The sequence below is a fragment of the Hydrogenophaga aromaticivorans genome (assembly GCF_013387465.1).
GTDB classification, from domain to species: domain Bacteria; phylum Pseudomonadota; class Gammaproteobacteria; order Burkholderiales; family Burkholderiaceae_C; genus Hydrogenophaga; species Hydrogenophaga aromaticivorans.
Genome location: NZ_VYGV01000025.1, coordinates 237,913 through 254,952, shown reverse-complemented (window position 1 = coordinate 254,952; position 17,040 = coordinate 237,913). Strand labels below are relative to the sequence as shown.

Sequence of the window (17,040 nt, the reverse complement as noted above, 5' to 3'; positions counted from 1 at the left end):
GCGCTACGACCTCCCCGCACACGCCATGGCAAACAGTGGTGTTGGCGCGCCACCGGCAGATATCCAGCACAACATCTTGCAACGCCTGCCGCAGCAGCGAGGTGCCTCAAACGAGATCTGCGCTCATCCAAAAAAGCACAGAGAAAGAGACAAGCGTTCTCCTCCAAAAGCTGGCCCACGTTTTGCAAACAAGGCTCTCAAGCCACGCAGGCGTGACCGTTGTGTAGCAAAGCACACAACGCTGTCGCAAGACCCGTGCGTTATGTCGTGATCGATACAGGAGCCCGTCATGCCCCAACCGTTGTACAGCCGGCCACCCAACGCCTGCCCTGCGCGCGGCCAGACGGTGGCGTGGATGGAGGAACTGCCCTCCGATCTGGTCGGGCTGGTGGTGGCGCCGGTGAGCTTTGCCGTCGAGCAGGACCACGAGATCGTGGCCGACCGCAGCCTCGGCCTCGACGCAGAAGGCCAGGCCTGCTTCTGTGCCTTCCGCTATGTGCAGACAGCACTTCGATCAGACGACGACGAGATCTTCTACGAGGCACCGGTCTACGCCGAGACCGTGACCGCCTGGCGCCTGCCCGACAACCGCTGGCTCGCCAGCCACAAAGTGATTCACCGCTTCGGCGCCGGCGCGGTCATCCCCCGGCTCTCGCTCAGCCGGGGCATGCCGCGATGAACTCAGCCAGCCAGCCCCTCATGGGCAAGCTGATGATCGACACCGCCATGGGCAGCTTCCTCGGCGACAAGCGCATCCGCCTGCTCGAAGCCATCGCCCTGCACGGCTCCATCCTGCAGGCCGCCAAGGCCGTGCCCATGGCCTACAAGGCCGCGTGGGATGCGGTGGACGACATGAACAACGTGGCGCCCGAGCCGCTGGTGCTGCGCGCCACCGGCGGGCGCCACGGCGGCGGCAGCGAGCTCACCGCCTTTGGCCGCCGCCTGATCGCCTTCTACCGCGCGCTGGAGCAGGAATCGCAGGCCGCGCTCGCGCGCCTGAGCGGCCAGCTGGCGCAGCACGGTGAACCCGACATCGCCGAATTCCGACAAGTCCTCCGGAGGCTCACCATGAAAACCAGTGCCCGCAACCAGTTCGCCGGCCCCATCGGCGCCATCCGCTCCGGCGCGGTCGAGAGCGAGGTCATCCTGAAGCTGGGGCCGTCGCTGGAGCTCACCGCCATCGTCACCAATGAGTCGGTTCAGAACCTGGGCCTGGCCGAAGGTCGCGACGTGCTGGCCTTCGTCAAGGCCTCGTCCATCGTGTTGATGGTGGAAGAAGAGGGCGCGCGCGTCTCGGCGCGCAACCGCTTCCGCGGCCTGGTGCAGAAGATCCACCACGGGCCCGTCAACACCGAGGTCACGCTGGACCTGCCGGGTGGCCACCACGTGCTCACCGCCGTGGTCACCGACCCGAGCGTCGAGCGCCTGGGCCTCGCCGTGGGCCAGCCGGTGACGGCGATCTTCAAGGCATCCAGCGTCTTCCTCGTCTCCACCGACTGAACGTCATTTCAAAAAGCCAAGGACCTTTCATGAAAGTCGCCATCGCTACCCACAAAGAATGGAGCCAGGTCAGCGGCCACGCCGGCCAGGCCCGCGAATGGCTGCTGTTCGATTGCCGGCCCGACGCGCCGCTGCCCGAGCCGCAGCGCATCGCGCTCAGCAAGGAACAGCTGCCGCACCACTTCAAGGACGACGGCCCGCACCCCCTGCACGGCGTGGACCTGCTGATCGCGGGCAGCGCTGGCGACGGCTTTCTGCGCCACATGGCGGGCTGGGGCGCGCAGGTGCTGCTGACCGGCGAGACCGACCCGCGCGCCGCGCTGCAGAAGGTGCTGGCCGGTGAGGCGCTGCCCGACACGCGCTTTGACGTCACCACCGCGCTGTGCAAGGTGCGCGACCTGTTCTCGCGGCATTGAGAGTCTTTCCGTCTTTCAACATCAGGAGCTTGTCCATGACCACCAAGACCTTGTTCTCTTCCTTGCTCGCGTGCTGTGTGCTGCTCTCGACTGCGGCCCAGGCCGCCGAGGTCTCGGTGGCCGTCGCCGCCAACTTCACCGGCCCGATGGAAAAGATCGCGCCCGCCTTCGAAAAGGCCACCGGTCACAAGGCCCTGGTGGCCTACGGCACGGCGGGCAAGTTCTACGCGCAGATCAAGAACGGCGCACCGTTCGAGGTGCTGGTTTCGTCTGACGACGAAACGCCGATCCGCCTGGAAAAAGATGGCCTGGCCATGCCCACGAGCCGCTTCACCTACGCCATCGGCAAACTGGTGTTGTGGAGTACCCAACCCGGGTTGGTCGATGCCAAAGGCGAGGTCCTGAAAGGCGGCAACTTCCGGTACCTGGCCATTGCCAACCCCAAGGTCGCCGTCTATGGCGCCGCCGCTGTGGAAGTCATGAAGCAGATGGGCGTGGACGTGGCGCTGCAACCCAGGCTGGTGTTTGGCGAGAACATCACCCAGGCCTACCAGTTCGCCGCCACGGGCAACGCCGACCTGGGCTTTGTCGCGCTGTCGCAGATCTACAAGGACGGCCAGTACGCGCCGGGCTCGCGCTGGATGGTGCCGTCGAACCTGTACCCGCAGATCCGCCAGGACGCAGTGCTGCTCCAGCGGGGCAAAAACAACCCGGCCGCCACCGCCTTGCTGGAGTACCTCAAGACCGATGCCGCCAAAGCGGTGATCCGCTCCCATGGTTACGAACTCTGAAGCTTTCACCGCAAAAGGATCGTCCATGACAACCCCGCACGCTGAGGCCGCATCATGGGACTGACCGACAGCGATCTGCAGGCGATCTGGCTCACGGTGCGGCTCGCCGGCATCGTGACGCTGATCCTGCTGGTGATCGGCACCCCCATCGCCTGGTGGCTGGCGCGCGCCAAGGGCTGGTGGAAAGGGCCAGTGGGGGCCGTGGTGGCGTTGCCACTGGTGTTGCCGCCCTCGGTGCTCGGCTTCTACCTGCTGCTGGCCATGGGGCCGCATGGGCCGGTGGGCCAGCTCACCCAGGCGCTGGGCATCGGCGCCTTGCCGTTCACCTTCTGGGGTCTGGTGGTGGCCTCGGTGTTCTACTCGCTGCCCTTCATGGTGCAGCCCTTGCAGACCGCGTTTGAGGCGGTGGGCGAACGGCCGCTGGAAGTGGCGGCCACCTTGCGGGCCTCACCGCTGGACGCCTTCTTCACGGTAGCGGTGCCGCTGGCCCTGCCGGGTTTCTTGACCGCTTCGATACTGACCTTTGCCCACACGGTGGGCGAGTTCGGCGTGGTGCTGATGATCGGCGGCAACCTGCCGGGCGTGACGCGCGTGGCCTCGGTGCAGATCTACGACCACGTGGAAGCCATGGAATACCTGCAGGCGCACCGGCTGTCCGCGGTGATGCTGGTGTTCTCGTTCATCGTGCTGCTGGCGCTGTACGCCTGGCGCCCTAAGAACCCGAAGGACAACTGACATGAGAGGCATACAGGCGGCCTTCCGCCTCGAACGGGCCGGCTTCACCCTCGACGTGGATCTGGATCTTCCAGCATGCGGTGTCACGGCGCTGTTCGGACACTCCGGTTCCGGCAAGACCACGCTGCTGCGCTGCATCGCCGGGCTTGAACGCGCGCCCGGTGGCCGGCTGGTGGTCAACGGCGATGTCTGGCAAGACGGCCATCAGCTGCGGCCCACGCACCAGCGCCCGCTGGGTTATGTGTTCCAGGAGGCCAGCCTGTTTGACCACCTGAGCGTGATGAACAACCTGCGCTACGGCCTGCGCCGCGTGGGCGGCGCCTCCGCGCGCGGGCTCGACCAGGCCGTCGAGCTGCTGGGCATCGCGCACCTGCTGGACCGCAAGCCGGCTCGGCTGTCGGGTGGTGAGCGCAGCCGGGTTGGCATCGCGCGGGCGCTGGCGGTGGGGCCGAAACTGCTGCTCATGGACGAGCCGCTGGCCGCGCTGGACCTGGCGCGCAAGCAGGAAATCTTGCCCTACCTGGAGCGCCTGCACCGCGAGCTCGACATTCCCGTGGTCTACGTGAGCCACGCCCCCGACGAGGTGGCGCGGCTGGCCGACCACATCGTGGCCATGGACGCGGGCCGGGCGCTGGCCTCGGGCCCGCTGGCCGAGGTGTTGTCGCGCGTCGATCTGCCCATCCGCCTGGGCGAAGACGCGGGCGTGGTGCTGGAGGGCGTGGTGGTCGAGCGCGATGCGGCCTGGAGCCTGGCCCGGGTGGCGTTCCCGGGCGGCTGCCTCTGGGTGCGCGACGGTGGTCAGGCGCAGGGCGCCACGGTGCGCGTCCGCATCCTGGCGCGCGACGTGAGCCTGGCGCTCTCGCCCGCGACCGACACCAGTTTGCTCAACAGCCTCCCGGTGGTGGTCGACCAACTGGCCGACGACAGCCACCCGGCGCTGGCCTTGTGCCGCTTGCAGGTGGGGACTTCGTCGTCGTTGCTCGCGCGGTTGACGCGGCGCTCGGCGGCTGCTCTTGATCTGCAGCCGGGGCAGGCTGTGTGCGCGCAGATCAAGGCGGTGGCTTTGATCGGGTAGGTATTCGGTACCTCCCAATTTGTTGGTGTTCTCGCTAAAGCTCTGCTGCTACGGGCTGCGGGTCGCTGAAGACCAACCGCCCGCGGTGCCTCATAGCACCACGTCAAATCCTTCGAACTGCGGTGGTCCAAGGTACAGGTCGCGTTGCTGGCCCGCATTGGCGTGAGCGGCACGGAACGATTCGGAGCGGGTCCAGGCCTCGAAGGCGGCGGCGTCGTCCCAGGTGGAGTGCGAGACGAACAGCGTGGCCTGTTCGTTGCTGGGGCCCTGCAACAGGTGGAACGACTGGAAGCCGGGCACCCCGGCTAGGCGGCTGTCGCGCAGTCGCCAGACCTCGATGAAGTCGGACTCGCGACCGGGTGCGATGCGAAAACGGTTCATAGCAATGAACATGGTGGAACTCCTGAGGTTGAATAGGCCCATGTGCTCGCAGGACATCAGCGCGACATCGCTGACCGGCTGACCCGCCTTCAGCCCTTGCCGCCACCCACCAGCGTGAACGCCTCACGCAGCAACAGAAGCTCGGCCATGGCACCGCCACGCAATTCGCTCAACGCTTTGAACGTGCCGCCGAGCGCCGCGATGGCGGGTTTGGGCGCGTCGGGTGTGTTGAAACGCAGCAGGTGCACACGTAGCGGGCCGTCGGGCGTCTGGAACCAGGCCTTGAAATCCCCGACGCAGTCGAGCTCGTCGGGGTTCAACCCTGTGTCTTGCACCACGGCCTGTTTGAGTGCCTCGGCCTCGTGCCCAGGGAGATCGGTGGCGGGTGCGGCCATGGGCTCGGCGCCCTCGGGCAGGGCCTGCGGCCAGAGCATGCCGTGCGCCCAGCGCGGGAACAGCAGTGCGTGGCTGTAGTCGTCGAAGTGGCAGTGGATCACGCGGTTGCGGCTCAGCAGTTCTGTCTTGTTCATGGTGTTCCGGTCGGTTGGGTGGAAGGTCGTCAGGCGGCTTCAGCGGTAGCCTTCTTCGCGCAGCACCTGGTGCACGATCGGGCGTGCGCGCAGGCGCTCGAACAGGGCCTGGCAGCGCGGCGGCAGGGGGATGTCGGTTTTTCTGGCCCAGAAGAAGACGTAGAACAGGGCCGCGTCGGCAATGGTGAATTCAGGGCCCATGGCATAGCTGGTTTCCGGTAGGCCTGCTTCGATCACGGCAAAGGATTCCCGCACGATGGCCTGGCCACGCGCCGTGATCTCGGCTGTCCACAGCGCGGTGTCAGATGTGCTCAGGCCCTCGGGCAGGTACCGCTCGGTGGTGAAGATGCGCGTGAAGCCCTGGCCGTGCACGGTGTCCACCGCGTAGTCCATCAGCTCCAGCGTGCGCGCGGCCAGCAGCGGGTCGTCGCTCAGCAGGCGCTTGCGCGGGTGGCGCCGCGCCAGCCAGTAGGCGATGGACGGGAAGCTGGTGAGGGCGCTCCCGTCGTCGAGAACCAGGGTCGGGATCGTGCCTTTGGGGTTGATCGCCAGGTAGGCGGGCTTTTGATGGTCGCCCGCCGGCAGGTTGACGATGTTCACCTGGAACGGCAGCTCCAGTTCTTCGAGCAGGATGTGGATGCCGGTCGTGCAGGAGCCGGGCGTCATGTGGAACTGGAGGGTCATGCGCGTCGGGAGTGCAAGACCCGCGCCATGCACGTTCGGGCGGCAGGGCTTGCACGCGGCTTGCTAAACAGAAGCCGTCCGCCGGTGCAAGGGCCTTCCGCATGCTTGCGCCTGTGGCCTTTGTGCCGGTTCCTGTCCGGTCCTGTGTCGGCTTTGTCTGATAGCGCCCATGGTATTTGCTCCGCCCCTCAACACCGACGACCTGCGCCGCTGGCGCAGCTGCGAGCGCCGCTTCTGGTTGGCGCGCCGCCAGCTGCAGCGCGGCGTGGCGGCCTTCTTCTGCGCGCGGTGCAGCAGGGCGCGCCGCTGCTGGAGCCCGAGGTGGGCGCGCTGGCCCGCGCCTGGCCCTATCCGCGCCACTGCCTGCGCTTTGACACCATCGGCCTGGCCGTGCCGATCTGGCCCGGCACGCGGCCCTACCAGACGCTGCCGTTCCAGTGGAGCTGCGCGGTGCAGACGGCGGAAGGCGCGTGGAGCGATCACCACTTTCTGGCCGAAGGGCAGGGCGGTGACCCGCGCCGCGCCTTTGCGCTGTCGCTGCTGGGTGTGCTCGGCACCTCGGGCGCGGTGCTGGCCTACAACGCCGGTTTCGAGCGCAACCGCATCCGCGAGCTGGCGCAGTGGTTCGACGACCTCGCGCCCGCTCTGGAGTCGATCCTGCCGCGCATCGTCGACCTGTTCCAGATCGCGCGCGGCCATTACTACCACCCGGTCATGGCCGGCTCGTGGTCGTTCCGGTCCATGGCGCGCGCCGTGGCGCCCGGGCTGGCGATGGACATCGCGCTCGACCCTGCGCTGGGCGCGGGCGCCGGGCGCTCGGCACGGGCGGTGTTTGCGCTGATGCAGAAACCCGGACAAAACGCCGCCGTGCGCGCGGCCTGCCGGGCCGCGCTGCAAGCCCATGGCCAGCGCGAGACGGCGGTGCTGCGCCGCTTGCTGGCGCTGTTTGAACAAGCCGGAACCGCTCCATGAACAACACCGTTGCCACCGAACACTTGCCCTTGAGTGCCGAGGACTTCACCGCGCTGGAGGTCTGGCTCAGCGTGCGGCGCCAGTCTTTCCCCGAGACGCCGGACTGGGAGTTCTGCGAAGGCTTCATGGCGGCCCTGGTCTGCTGTCGCCGCGCCATCGCACCCAGCGAATACTGGCCCCGGTTGCTGGGTCTGGCCGCCGACGCCGTGCCCGCCAATGTGTCATCCCTGTGGACGCGGCGCTGGGCGCTGGTGGAGCAGGCGCTGGACACCCGGGTGAGCGCGCTCGACGACCCGGCGGCCTTCCAGCCCGAGCTGGGCGAGAGCGACGATGCGTTCGCACAGCGCTGGGCCCGGGGCTTCATGGCCGCCGTGGCCGCCTGGCCCGAGGAATGGGCTGGCCCACGCAACGCCCAGGCGCAGCAGTGGCGCGAGGCGGCGCTGAAGCTGTTGCACGCCCTCACGCTGCCCGACACCGGCGCGCCCACGCTCCACGCCTACGAAGACCAGCAAGGCCCGCCCCGCGTGAGCGCGGCGCGCATGAAGGCTGTGGGCGATGCGATCTGGGCGGTCTACAACCTGCGCGAAACCTGGAAGAGCCTCGGCCCGCGTGTGGAGACGGTTAAACACGCTGCGGCTGCGCCGGGCCGCAACGATGCGTGCCCTTGCGGGAGCGGGAAGAAGTTCAAGAAGTGCTGCGGTTGAGTTAGGGAGGGTGTTCGCACAGCCTCGATTGATACCGAACATTGAGGCGAGCGCGCAGCGGCCACGCCACAGAGCCAGACAAGCGATCACAGCCGGATGGTGTGCGGAGGCAAACACAGCACCCTCGTCGCAGCTTCGCTGGTACATCCTGCGCAGCAGTTTCGTCGACGACACGGCCCTGTAGCGAGAGTGAGCGAGGCGAAAGATGGCTTGTTGTTGAACGCTGGCGAGCAAGCGTGCGACGGCTGGGGTGACGTTGCCTATTGATGGCGATTTCGGCTGTCGGACAACAGGAGTCGTATGTGGCCAGCAGCTTCCCGACGTTTCGAAAGTTCATCAGTAGTTGAATCAGCCGAGCATCGACAGGAACAGCAAGATTTAAGGCTAAAGCCACGCTGCCATACCCAAGCCTCTGGCGCGCTTGTAGGGCCAGTGTCTCGCTTTGGGAGTCGCACTCGCACCTAGTCGCGCGCCAGCTTCCGCCAACGTGGCTTCCCCAGCCGAACAAATCTGAGAAGTGGGCTGTTAAACCACTAACCCCTGAGTTGCTGAACACCTAACAACCTCGACTGCCGGTGAGCCGTCTGCGGCGGCTATCAGTACATCGACTAGCCAATGACTGGGATCTTTGACGTTAAGCACCAATGTATCGATGGCTCTCGTCATTGGTATTGCAAGCCATTTTTTTGCAAAATTATCTGCCGACGCATCATGATCGAACAAGAAATCCGATTTCTCCAAGGGAGTTGGTTCAAAGTTCTCCTTCTTGTAGTCGTATAGTTCGTCAATGGCAAAGTTGATGACTGCCCAACCCTCGAGACCCCTACAAGAATCATATTGAACGAGACGCAATTGATGAACATTTGTCGGGAACGATTGTCGCTCCTCTTCGTCAACACCATCCCAAACCGCGTAGCCGTAATCGCGAAGGGTATCTCCAAGCGGGGAAAACTTCTCAACAAACAGCTCTTCCCTACCATTAAACCTATTGAGGCGCCTGATGCTTCGTTTTTCAACAAAGGAAGGCGGGACGCATACAAACAAGTCAACCTCTTTATTGCCATCGCGTTTGGCCGAGGAAATTACCGAGTCAATCAGTTTCTGATCAACGGATAGATCTCCAATGGCTATGATCACTCTTCCGCCAAAAATTTCGACATTAGGGCTGATTTTCCAGTCGGTAAGCCCGAGGGCATCTATTAGCTTAATGACGTACTTGCATTGGTCGTGCTTCATTCGCAGCGACCTTGTGTAAGTTACACTTTCATACTTTAGGGGAAGGCTACGGAATGTAGTCCAATCGCACAAGGATCGAGATCTGACCAACTGAGACCTCCCCTCTGCGACCACAACATTTGGGATCCCGTAAAGGTTAAAAACTATATCGCGCTCATCCTCAGGCCAGTCTTGACCTTCGTCGATAAATATGTAGTCCCAGGGCTCAAGTTCCGATTTATCCATCGCCCCTATTGCCGAGAGGAGACTTGCCTTAAGGTCCGCGTAGTTATGAAGAAATTGATTATCTTTTCCAGGAGCCATCCCTGCGATGTCGAGGATTTTGTAAACGAATGAATGCACTGTTGAGACAGCAACCTTTGCGGTTGCTATGTCGTCTGACATCCCGATCAGAGCCATAAGTCTTCGGATATCTGAGACTAGGGCAAGGTTGTAGGTCAGTATAAGTGCCTTGGCGTTCAACTCTTGATAAACATATTGCGCTAACTGGAGCAGTGTTACTGTTTTTCCGGTCCCACCTGCGCCACGGATTACTAGAAGTTGTTTTCCGAGATTTTCCCTGGCAAATTTCTGGTCAAAACTCTTTTTTGTCGTAATTTCTATGCGCTTTCGATCAAGCTGTGTCAGTTCAAGCTTTTTGCAGAATAAATCAACCACCTGAAGATATGCGCTAGCTTCATCTTGTCTGAATGCTTGGAAGACCTTATTGCCACTACTAAGTCGGCGCTCTTGCGCTATATAGATAATCTCCAGAATATCTTGGAGATCGAAGTCGCCTGCGATAATATTATGGCGCTGAGAAGGTAAATGACTCTTTGGGACATTGTTGAGCATTAGTATAGATAATATGTATGGCACTTCTATACGATGCTTTCTTATGTACTCCAATGCTGAGTATTTCTGTTCTTCTGCTTGCTCCGAGGCATCCTCTCGTCGATCTTTGTATCGAACAAAAACCTTGGGGCCGCTGAATTGAATACTATTGAAACGGTGATTCTTCACTTCAATTGTAAGGAAGAAAGACTTAACGAATACTTGGCTAGTAACTGTCCGGCTTTTTGGTATTTCCACTCGCGTTGAAAGAAATCCCGCAACCACTAGGTCAATGTCTTGCCTTTTTTCTCCATAGGTTTTGGCTGAAACGACGATTCTTATGTCGCTCTTGCGGCAGTTGATCGGATCAAGAAACTTTTCGAATTCTTCTTTGACCTTTTCAGCTGCTGCGTACTCGTCGCTTCCTTCTGCGCCAATTATTTTGATCATTTAAATGGTGAAAAAGTGGGGGCTAGGCTCGGCCCCCCCCCCCACGTGTGGAAAAAATTCATTCGGGAATTAAAGAGCTTGCATCGTAGCTGTAAGACACTCATTTCGCCCAAAGTTTTTTGTTGTCCACTGATGCATGGCGGCGGCGCGGCGCGCGGCTTCGTGACAGATAAGCCCACAAAGGATCCATTTTGGCCGGACACGAAAGTCCGTAGTGCTAACCTTTCGGCGCCCCCTCTAGGAAGGTTTACACCTCGGCTCGGTCGCTAAAGTAATTGTTTGCAGGACGCCGACTTGGTCGAATGCTTCTCGGCGACCTGCTGGGAAGTGGGTGCCGCTGATGGGTCGACATAGGACTGTCGCAGCCAGATCCGCCCGTTCATCACCCGCGCAGCCACCTCACCGCGAAATCTCGTCGAACCCCGCCGCCATGGCCTCACGCTGATCCAGGTCCACCGCCGCCTCGGCCAGCGGGTCGGCGCCCTGCAGCCAGGCGGCTTGCGCGTCCGGCGCGTCCAGCGCCAGCACCAGGGCGTGGTTCAGTTCGTAGGCGCCCCAGGCCAGGCCCTGCTGGCGCAGGGCGGCCTGCAAGGCCGACTGCAGCAGCATGCGCACCATCCGGTGCGGCCCGGAAAACGGCACCTCGCTCACGCGCCCGGCCGCGGCGTCCACGCAGGCGCGCCGGTCGTGCGAGGCGTGGCCACGGCAGGCCAGCGGCCGCGCGCGGTGGATCAGGCACACGCCTTTCACCACGAAGGCGCAGCGCCGGTGCATCGCCACGCGCGCCGTTTCGTCCTGCCCCCGGGTGGTGGCGTCGATCTCGCGCACGGCGGTGATGAGGTCAATGCCGTGGCCTGCCAGCGTGGGCGCGGTGGCACGCAGGTAGTTGGCCAACACGAACACCTCGGGCGCGAGCGCGGTCACGCGCAGCTCGCAGCAGCTGGCGCAGCCCTTGCCGCAGGCCACTGGCGGCTGGCCCTCGCACTGGATCCCCACATTGCCATCGAAGCTGTCCCAGGCCTGCAGCAGCGCAGCCTCGGGGCCGGCGGCGGAGAGCGTGTGTTCAAAGGCGCCGCGCTGTTCGCGGAAGAAGGCTTCGGCCCCGTGGTCGGCAGCGTCGTTCATGGTCCCTGTCTCCGGTGGTTGTTTTAAGCGGCGCCCTCTTTGCCCCAGGGGTGGCTGCCCGGCACCAGCGTGCCCTTGATGCCGGCTTTGTCCAGCGCCGCCTGGTCCTTGTAGAAGGTGGCCTCGTGCACCAGCGCGCCCGACTTCGAGAGCACACCGACGTAGCGCGCGCCGCGGTCCACGTCGCAGCGGTAGCCGCCGCCCGGGTCGTCGGTGCGGCGCACGTTGCCGTCCCAGTCCATGAAGAAGCCCGCGTCTGTGGTCATGCCGTGACTGGGGTGTCGAGCACCGCCTTGAGGTTCAAGCTCATGTTGTTCTTGGTCGCGTCGGCGTAGGGGCAGATGCCCTTGGCGCGTTCCATCAGGTTGTCGGCCGTGACCTGGTCCAGCGGGCCAGCCAGCGTGGCCGTGAGGCTGAGCGCCATGCGGTAGGCGCCTTCGAAGTTCACGTACATCGACAGCGTAGCCTCGACGTAGCAGCCGCGCAGCGGCAGTTTGTCGGCCTTGGCGATGTGGCGGATCGAGTGTTCGAAACAGGCGGCAAACGCGCCCGCAAACAGCATCTCGGGGTTCGGGCCCTCGCCGCTGCCGCCCATCTCTTTGGGCACCGCCAGCTTGAGCTTGAAGCTGCCGTCTTCGCTCTGCACCTGCCCACCGCGACCGCCCTGGGTCAGCATCGTCGTTTTGTAAACGAGGTCCATGTCAAACGCTCTTTCCTTTGAGCAGCCGCGCCTTTTCGGACGGGCTGTAGTTGTTGAAGTGGCCCTGTGCCGCAGCGAGGCGGCGGTTGGACATGCGGATGGCTTCGATCTTGCCGGCCGGGGCAATACGCGAGACACACTTCTCCAGCTCCGTGCTCGCGCAGTGCGGGCAGGTGGGCACCGTGCTGGCGCGCACCAGCAGCTCGAAGTCGGCCTGGCAGGCCTTGCAGTGGTAGTCAAACATGGGCATGTTGGCCTCCGGTGGGGGGGTGACAGGATTCGGTGGGCGAGGCGCAGCCTTCGAGCGAGGTCGGGCGCTGTGCGGAGGGATCGAGGCCGACCCAGGCCGTGACCGCGGCGGTGTCGAAACCGACATGGCGGCTGCCGTCGGTGGTGTTCAGCATCAGCGGGCGGCGGATCAGCAGCGGCTCCGCGATCAGCAGGGCCAGGGCAGCCTCGGCGTCCAGCACCTCGGGCAGCACCTCGCCGCTCTTGATGCGCGGCGCTGCGCGGTTGAACCATTCGGGCACGGGCAGCGGCGCGAGGAATTCGAGCAGGGCCTCGGGTGTCCAGTGCGCGGTCAGCAGGTTGCGCCGCTCCAGCGTGTGGCCGGCGGCCTGGAGCGTGGCGCGCTGCCGCGCGTTGCCGCCGCAGCCGGGCTTTTCAAAAAAAATGATGTGGCTCATGGGGGGCTTTCGCTGGGGATGGGTTGGCGCGCCGGGCGCAGCAGGCGCAGGCATTCCACACTGGCGGCCATGTCGAGCGCGCTGAAGTCGTCCTGCGTGCGCAGGCTGGCGTCGGCGCCGAGCGCGAGCAGCTGGCGCAACACGGCGGCCTTGCCGCTGCTGGCCGCGTACATCAGCGCGGTGGCGCCGGTGGTGTTGGTCTGGTCGATCGGCACACCCGCGCGCACCAGGCGCTCAATGCCCGAGAGATCGCCGTGCACGCAGGCCAGCCAGAGCGCGTTGTTGCCGTCGCGGTTGACCGCGTCCAGCGTCACGCCGTGGTGGATCAGGGCGCTCACGATGGCGGCGTCGCCGCGCCAGGCCGCGAGCATCAGGGGTGTGTTTCCGTGTGCGCCGCGCGCGTCGGGGTCGTCGAAGCCTTCGGCGCGCAGCCAGTCCGACAGCGCCTGCGTCGGTGGTTTGCGCGGCGGTGCCGGCGGAGGCGGTGGGGGCGCGGCCGGGGCCGGTGCGTTCTGCGCCGCGACCCAGGCCGCCTGGCCACCGATGAGGTCGCTGACCTCGGTGAAACCGAAGTCGGCAAACATCTGGGCCCAGGTCTGGCTGGCGTTGCCGTGGTAGCAGTAGATCAGCACCGGGCGCGTGCGGGCGGTGCGCAGCAGCAGGGTGTCCTGGTTGTCGCTGCAGAGCCGCACGGCACCGGGCCAGCCGTCGCGGGCATGGCTGGCGGCGTCGCGCGCGTCGAGCAGCAGGGCGTTGGGGTGGGCCGCGCACCAGGGGCCAAGCTCGGCCACGGTGAGTCGGCGGAAGACGCGTTGGCCTTTCATGGGCGGGGCTCCGGGTAGGGGGGTGTGCTGGCGATGCGCGCGTCTGTCACCGGCCGGCCGACGCTGAAGTGGTAGAGCACCTGCCAGGGCTCGGTGCCCGGGGCGCCCAGGCCGAGCAGCTCGCGCACCGGGTCGTCGAAGAAGCAGCCGATGCCGGTGCCGCGCAGGCCGGCGGCTTCGGCTTCGAGGTAGAGCACCTGGCCGATCAGGCCGGCTTCGCGCAGGCGCTCGCGGTACAACCAGGGTCTGCCGGCCAGCGCGCTGCCGCACTCACCCAGCAGCGCCACCACGAACACCGCGTCGGCGGCGATGGCCTGGTGGCAGCTCAGGGTGCGCAGCGTGCCGGCCAGTGCGGGGTTGAGGGCCAGCTCCAGCAGGGGCACGTCGGGCGGGCTGTCGGGCACCGGGCGCCAGCTCAGGTGGGGCAGGGCGGCCTGCAGCGCGGGCTGGGCCGTGGCGTTGCGGGGCAGCAGGTAGGCGCCCGGCGCCAGGCCGTCGACCCGGTGCGCGAAGACCACCGCGTGCACGGCCGGTGCCTCGTCCGTGCCACCCGTGTCCCAGGGGAGCTGGACAGCACCGTCCCCGGCGGGCGTGGGCATCAGGGCGGCGAGCAGGGGCCAGAAGGCGTCGATGCCGAGCCGGGCCTGGCGGTCAAAACGCTGGGCGCTGCGGCGCCCGCGGATCAGGTCGGCCGCCGTGGCCTGGGTGGCGGGCCGGAGCTGGCGCGCGCCCAGCGGTGGCAGGGCGTTGACGGGCCGGCGCACGCCGCGGCGCGAGGCCTGCGCGACCGCGTCGATCACGGGCCAGCGGTACATGGGCCGCGGGTCCAGCCGGTTGGCCTGGCCGGCCCAGGTGGCACCGGGCAGCCAGTCCACGGGGTCGGCTGGGGCCGCGTCGCTCGCGCCGGGCAGCAGCTCCAACAGGGCTTCGGCTTCTTCGTGTTCGGCAGGACCGAAGTCGCCCGCGCGGTCCAGGCCGAGCGCCGCCGCGGTGTCCGCGTGGCTCAGGCCGAGCTCGCGCACCCGCCAGCCGAGCACCGCGGCGGCATAACGCAGCGCGCCGATGGCGTGGCCCATGTCGAGCTGGCAGTAGCGGAAGGCGCGTTCGCCGTATTTCCAGGCCTCGCGCCAGTGGATGGAACTGAAGCCGATCAGCAGCTGGGTCGGCTGGGGGCCGGGCCGGGGTGCGAAGCGGGCGCGCTGCTCCAGTGCGTGCGCCTGCGGGGCGTAGTGGTACACGCCGTCGTCCAGGCCGGGCAACCCGCGCGCGATCAGGTAGACCTCGGTCGGGTGCAGGTTGCCGCTGGACGGGTTGATGCGCAGGGCCCAGCGGTCCGGGCCGAGTTCCTTCCAGGCGGACAGCGCGAAGGAGAGTTCGAACAGTAGGCCCAGGTGGTTGAGCGTGGCCGCGCGGGGCGCGGGGCCGCCAGCGGCGAACAGCGCGGTCCAGGGCAAGGTCTCGCTGTGGGCCGGCAGCGGCAGGGGGGTGAGCGCCGTGCCGGCAAAGCGGCGAAACGGATCGGGCTGGGCGTCCCAGTCGAGGGTGTCGGGGCCGGCGGCGTAGCCGTTCAGGTGGTGCCGGGTGCGGGCGTGGTAGCCCTGCACCACGGCGGCGTCGTGCGCAACGGACAGGGTGGCTTCAGGCATGGGCCAGGTCCTCCCGGCTCTGTGCCAGGGCCAGCAGGCCGCTGGTCTGGTCGGTGATGGCGCGCACGGTGGCGGGCTGCAGCCGCCGCAGCCAGCGCTGGGGCAGCCGGGCCGCGCCGCAGCGGGCGCCGGCCAGCATGCCCACCAGGGCGCCGGTGGTGTCGGCGTCGTCGCCCTGGTTCACGGTCGCGATCAGGGCTTCTTCAAAGTCTTCGTGTTCGCCCACGAAGTGCAGCACGGTCTGCACCGTGTCGACCACGTAGGCCGTGGCGCGACCACGGTAGGGGCTGAAGCGAAAGACCGGCTCGGCCGCCACCCAGCGCGCCGACCTGGCCCGCAGTTCGGCCTGGTCATCGCCCGCCAGCACACCGCGCAGCAGACGGCCGACACCGAGCACGGCCGCGTCGGACAGGGCGTGGTGGTGGGTGATGCGCGACTGGGCGATGGCGAGGCGCTCAAAGGCCGCGTCGTCGCCCAGCGTGGCGAGCACGGCGGGCAGGTTGCGCATCAGGCCGCCGTTGCCGCCGTCGCCGTCGTTGTAGGGCCCGGACAGGCTGCCATCCTGCAGGAAGCGCAGGATGCCGCGGCGGCAGGTGTTGCCGCAGTCCACCGGCTTGCCGCGCCACCAGCCCACGTAGGCCTCAGCGATGCCGCGGACCAGGGTGTCGTCACCGTGGGCCACAAAGTTCTGCAGGCCGGCAGGGCCGGACTTCAGCAGGGCGTCGCCCAGGGCGAGGCACATGGTGGTGTCGTCGGTGACCTGGCCGCGCGCGAGCTTGAGCCAGCCGCCGCCCACGATGTCGCGGTGCACACCGTATTGCAGGGCGATCTCGCGCGGGCGCATGAATTCCACCGTGGCGCCCAGCGCGTCGCCTATGGCCAGACCGAGGTAGGCGCCGAGCACCTTGTCAAAACGATCAGTCATAACGCGCCACCACGTCGTAGTCGCCGCCGAGGGCAATCACCTCCTGCTCGCCCTGCAGCACCTGGCCGGGCAGCAGGCCGGGGAACACCAGCAGTTTGCTGCGCGGCACCAGCAGCTCGAACACCCAGTCGCCAAAACACGAGGCTTCTTCGGGGCTGAGGCTGAAGGAGACGATGTTGTTGAGCCGAACGCGGCAACGGCGTTCGCGCAGCGTGCCTTGCAGCAGCTGCTCTTCCACGCGGTTGCTGCCGCGCCAGAGCCGCACGTGGGGGCCCTGCATCTGGGGTGCGGGCAGTGGGAAGCGGGCGAGCGCCCACTGGCAGAACTCGTACAGCAGGTCGAGCTGCTGGTGGATGTTGTTGCTGTGGTGGCGGCTGCTGGTCTTTTCTTCCAGGTAGGCCACCCAGGCCGGTGAAGGGAAGTGCGCCAGCGGCGCTTTGTGGAACGTGGGCACGAGGCCGAAACGGCTTTCGACCCAGCCCTTGAGCACCGCACCCGCGACACCGTTGGCGTCCATGCCCCAGCCCTGCAGCAGGCGGCGCCAGCTGCCACGCCAGCGCCGCGGCTCGGCCGATGCCGCGCTGCCGATGGCGGGTTTCTCGGTAGCTTGCAGGCCGAAGGCGATGGACAGGTAGTGCACAAAGACCTCGCGCGCTTCGGTCAGGTCGTCGCAGCGGTCCAGCAGCGCGAAGAGACCCGGCTGGGTCTCGCGCGTGCCGGCGATGTGCAGCTCGGGCGCCTGCTCGTTGAAGCCCGTGCTGGCCAGCCAGGCCGTGGACACCCCCACCAGGTTGGTGCTGGTCCAGCGTTGGGGCTGATCAAAGCCTTCATCGCTTGCCACGGCCGG

General features: G+C 66.0%; 21 protein-coding genes. 8 read left to right on the top strand and 13 right to left on the bottom strand.

All coding sequences use genetic code 11. The features are described from left to right. The first annotated feature begins 289 nt into the window (after positions 1-289). The 6 genes from F3K02_RS23350 to modC are packed head-to-tail and all read left to right on the top strand — an operon-like array spanning position 290 to position 4,517. A complete protein-coding gene (locus tag F3K02_RS23350; protein WP_177138498.1) occupies positions 290-679 on the top strand; it encodes a hypothetical protein in 390 nt (129 codons plus the stop codon). After that, positions 676-1,500, top strand: a complete 825-nt coding sequence (locus tag F3K02_RS23345) for a TOBE domain-containing protein (protein WP_177138496.1) — start codon at positions 676-678, stop codon at positions 1,498-1,500. Before F3K02_RS23350 ends, F3K02_RS23345 begins: the two co-directional genes overlap by 4 nt. A 29-nt stretch (positions 1,501-1,529) precedes the next feature. Further along, positions 1,530-1,916, top strand: a complete 387-nt coding sequence (locus F3K02_RS23340) for a NifB/NifX family molybdenum-iron cluster-binding protein (protein ID WP_177138495.1) — start codon at positions 1,530-1,532, stop codon at positions 1,914-1,916. 35 nt (positions 1,917-1,951) lie between these two features. After that, on the top strand, positions 1,952-2,707 hold the full coding sequence (gene modA / locus F3K02_RS23335; RefSeq protein ID WP_177138494.1) for a molybdate ABC transporter substrate-binding protein: 756 nt from the start codon (positions 1,952-1,954) through the stop codon (positions 2,705-2,707). A gap of 54 nt (positions 2,708-2,761) precedes the next feature. After that, positions 2,762-3,442, top strand: coding sequence for a molybdate ABC transporter permease subunit (gene modB, locus F3K02_RS23330; RefSeq protein ID WP_177138493.1), 681 nt, complete (start codon positions 2,762-2,764; stop codon positions 3,440-3,442). A gap of 1 nt (position 3,443) precedes the next feature. Further along, complete coding sequence (gene modC / locus F3K02_RS23325; protein WP_177138487.1) at positions 3,444-4,517, top strand: molybdenum ABC transporter ATP-binding protein; 1,074 nt, start codon at positions 3,444-3,446, stop codon at positions 4,515-4,517. A gap of 90 nt (positions 4,518-4,607) precedes the next feature. On the opposite strand, the gene hmuQ is transcribed toward modC, so the two are convergent. The 3 genes from hmuQ to F3K02_RS23310 form a co-directional block, all read right to left on the bottom strand. After that, entirely contained in the window at positions 4,608-4,910 is a 303-nt protein-coding gene (gene hmuQ, locus F3K02_RS23320; protein WP_177138485.1) for a heme-degrading protein HmuQ, read from the bottom strand. A gap of 77 nt (positions 4,911-4,987) precedes the next feature. Then, on the bottom strand, positions 4,988-5,428 hold the full coding sequence (locus F3K02_RS23315) for a hypothetical protein (RefSeq protein WP_177138482.1): 441 nt from the start codon (positions 5,426-5,428) through the stop codon (positions 4,988-4,990). Between the two features lie 39 nt (positions 5,429-5,467). Next, positions 5,468-6,112: a glutathione S-transferase family protein gene (locus F3K02_RS23310; RefSeq protein WP_177138480.1), complete on the bottom strand. Its 645-nt coding sequence runs from the start codon at positions 6,110-6,112 to the stop codon at positions 5,468-5,470. A gap of 288 nt (positions 6,113-6,400) precedes the next feature. Between F3K02_RS23310 and F3K02_RS23305 the strand changes: the two genes are divergently transcribed. Together F3K02_RS23305 and F3K02_RS23300 are read left to right on the top strand one after the other, a co-directional pair. Then, positions 6,401-7,084 (top strand): DUF2779 domain-containing protein, encoded by a 684-nt coding sequence (locus F3K02_RS23305; RefSeq protein ID WP_177138478.1) that lies wholly within the window; start codon positions 6,401-6,403, stop codon positions 7,082-7,084. Continuing rightward, positions 7,081-7,788 carry a YecA/YgfB family protein gene (locus F3K02_RS23300; RefSeq protein WP_177138476.1) on the top strand — a complete coding sequence of 236 codons (708 nt, stop codon included), beginning with the start codon at positions 7,081-7,083 and terminating at the stop codon, positions 7,786-7,788. Before F3K02_RS23305 ends, F3K02_RS23300 begins: the two co-directional genes overlap by 4 nt. A gap of 525 nt (positions 7,789-8,313) precedes the next feature. Here F3K02_RS23300 and F3K02_RS23295 read toward each other — a convergent pair. The 10 genes from F3K02_RS23295 to F3K02_RS23250 form a co-directional block, all read right to left on the bottom strand. Further along, the gene (locus tag F3K02_RS23295; RefSeq protein ID WP_177138475.1) at positions 8,314-10,287 is read right to left on the bottom strand and encodes a UvrD-helicase domain-containing protein; all 1,974 of its coding nucleotides are present in this window, start codon (positions 10,285-10,287) and stop codon (positions 8,314-8,316) included. 399 nt (positions 10,288-10,686) lie between these two features. Further along, the gene (locus F3K02_RS23290) at positions 10,687-11,412 is read right to left on the bottom strand and encodes a YkgJ family cysteine cluster protein (protein ID WP_177138473.1); all 726 of its coding nucleotides are present in this window, start codon (positions 11,410-11,412) and stop codon (positions 10,687-10,689) included. Positions 11,413-11,435: 23 nt separating this feature from the next. After that, positions 11,436-11,678, bottom strand: a complete 243-nt coding sequence (locus F3K02_RS23285) for a hypothetical protein (protein WP_177138471.1) — start codon at positions 11,676-11,678, stop codon at positions 11,436-11,438. Beyond that, positions 11,675-12,112: an Ohr family peroxiredoxin gene (locus tag F3K02_RS23280; protein WP_177138469.1), complete on the bottom strand. Its 438-nt coding sequence runs from the start codon at positions 12,110-12,112 to the stop codon at positions 11,675-11,677. Before F3K02_RS23280 ends, F3K02_RS23285 begins: the two co-directional genes overlap by 4 nt. A 1-nt stretch (position 12,113) precedes the next feature. After that, positions 12,114-12,362, bottom strand: coding sequence for an FmdB family zinc ribbon protein (locus tag F3K02_RS23275; protein ID WP_177138467.1), 249 nt, complete (start codon positions 12,360-12,362; stop codon positions 12,114-12,116). Then, positions 12,349-12,798 (bottom strand): thioredoxin domain-containing protein, encoded by a 450-nt coding sequence (locus tag F3K02_RS23270; RefSeq protein ID WP_177138465.1) that lies wholly within the window; start codon positions 12,796-12,798, stop codon positions 12,349-12,351. Before F3K02_RS23270 ends, F3K02_RS23275 begins: the two co-directional genes overlap by 14 nt. After that, positions 12,795-13,622 carry an ankyrin repeat domain-containing protein gene (locus F3K02_RS23265; RefSeq protein ID WP_177138463.1) on the bottom strand — a complete coding sequence of 276 codons (828 nt, stop codon included), beginning with the start codon at positions 13,620-13,622 and terminating at the stop codon, positions 12,795-12,797. Before F3K02_RS23265 ends, F3K02_RS23270 begins: the two co-directional genes overlap by 4 nt. Next, positions 13,619-15,268 carry a nitroreductase family protein gene (locus F3K02_RS23260; protein ID WP_177138461.1) on the bottom strand — a complete coding sequence of 550 codons (1,650 nt, stop codon included), beginning with the start codon at positions 15,266-15,268 and terminating at the stop codon, positions 13,619-13,621. Before F3K02_RS23260 ends, F3K02_RS23265 begins: the two co-directional genes overlap by 4 nt. After that, positions 15,261-16,193: an ADP-ribosyl-[dinitrogen reductase] hydrolase gene (gene draG, locus F3K02_RS23255; protein WP_177138460.1), complete on the bottom strand. Its 933-nt coding sequence runs from the start codon at positions 16,191-16,193 to the stop codon at positions 15,261-15,263. Before draG ends, F3K02_RS23260 begins: the two co-directional genes overlap by 8 nt. Further along, positions 16,186-17,034, bottom strand: a complete 849-nt coding sequence (locus F3K02_RS23250; RefSeq protein WP_177138458.1) for an NAD(+)--dinitrogen-reductase ADP-D-ribosyltransferase — start codon at positions 17,032-17,034, stop codon at positions 16,186-16,188. Before F3K02_RS23250 ends, draG begins: the two co-directional genes overlap by 8 nt. Between the last annotated feature and the right edge of the window lie 6 nt (positions 17,035-17,040).

What these genes read in the sequence shown, in the direction of transcription:
- F3K02_RS23350 (WP_177138498.1), top strand. Translation starts at nt 290, where the DNA reads ATGCCCCAACCGTTGTACAGCCGGCCACCCAACGCCTGCCCTGCGCGC.
- F3K02_RS23345 (WP_177138496.1), top strand. Translation starts at nt 676, where the DNA reads ATGAACTCAGCCAGCCAGCCCCTCATGGGCAAGCTGATGATCGACACC.
- F3K02_RS23340 (WP_177138495.1), top strand. Translation starts at nt 1,530, where the DNA reads ATGAAAGTCGCCATCGCTACCCACAAAGAATGGAGCCAGGTCAGCGGC.
- modA (WP_177138494.1), top strand. Translation starts at nt 1,952, where the DNA reads ATGACCACCAAGACCTTGTTCTCTTCCTTGCTCGCGTGCTGTGTGCTG.
- modB (WP_177138493.1), top strand. Translation starts at nt 2,762, where the DNA reads ATGGGACTGACCGACAGCGATCTGCAGGCGATCTGGCTCACGGTGCGG.
- modC (WP_177138487.1), top strand. Translation starts at nt 3,444, where the DNA reads ATGAGAGGCATACAGGCGGCCTTCCGCCTCGAACGGGCCGGCTTCACC.
- hmuQ (WP_177138485.1), bottom strand. Translation starts at nt 4,910, where the DNA reads ATGTTCATTGCTATGAACCGTTTTCGCATCGCACCCGGTCGCGAGTCC.
- F3K02_RS23315 (WP_177138482.1), bottom strand. Translation starts at nt 5,428, where the DNA reads ATGAACAAGACAGAACTGCTGAGCCGCAACCGCGTGATCCACTGCCAC.
- F3K02_RS23310 (WP_177138480.1), bottom strand. Translation starts at nt 6,112, where the DNA reads ATGACCCTCCAGTTCCACATGACGCCCGGCTCCTGCACGACCGGCATC.
- F3K02_RS23300 (WP_177138476.1), top strand. Translation starts at nt 7,081, where the DNA reads ATGAACAACACCGTTGCCACCGAACACTTGCCCTTGAGTGCCGAGGAC.
- F3K02_RS23295 (WP_177138475.1), bottom strand. Translation starts at nt 10,287, where the DNA reads ATGATCAAAATAATTGGCGCAGAAGGAAGCGACGAGTACGCAGCAGCT.
- F3K02_RS23290 (WP_177138473.1), bottom strand. Translation starts at nt 11,412, where the DNA reads ATGAACGACGCTGCCGACCACGGGGCCGAAGCCTTCTTCCGCGAACAG.
- F3K02_RS23285 (WP_177138471.1), bottom strand. Translation starts at nt 11,678, where the DNA reads ATGACCACAGACGCGGGCTTCTTCATGGACTGGGACGGCAACGTGCGC.
- F3K02_RS23280 (WP_177138469.1), bottom strand. Translation starts at nt 12,112, where the DNA reads ATGGACCTCGTTTACAAAACGACGATGCTGACCCAGGGCGGTCGCGGT.
- F3K02_RS23275 (WP_177138467.1), bottom strand. Translation starts at nt 12,362, where the DNA reads ATGCCCATGTTTGACTACCACTGCAAGGCCTGCCAGGCCGACTTCGAG.
- F3K02_RS23270 (WP_177138465.1), bottom strand. Translation starts at nt 12,798, where the DNA reads ATGAGCCACATCATTTTTTTTGAAAAGCCCGGCTGCGGCGGCAACGCG.
- F3K02_RS23265 (WP_177138463.1), bottom strand. Translation starts at nt 13,622, where the DNA reads ATGAAAGGCCAACGCGTCTTCCGCCGACTCACCGTGGCCGAGCTTGGC.
- F3K02_RS23260 (WP_177138461.1), bottom strand. Translation starts at nt 15,268, where the DNA reads ATGCCTGAAGCCACCCTGTCCGTTGCGCACGACGCCGCCGTGGTGCAG.
- draG (WP_177138460.1), bottom strand. Translation starts at nt 16,193, where the DNA reads ATGACTGATCGTTTTGACAAGGTGCTCGGCGCCTACCTCGGTCTGGCC.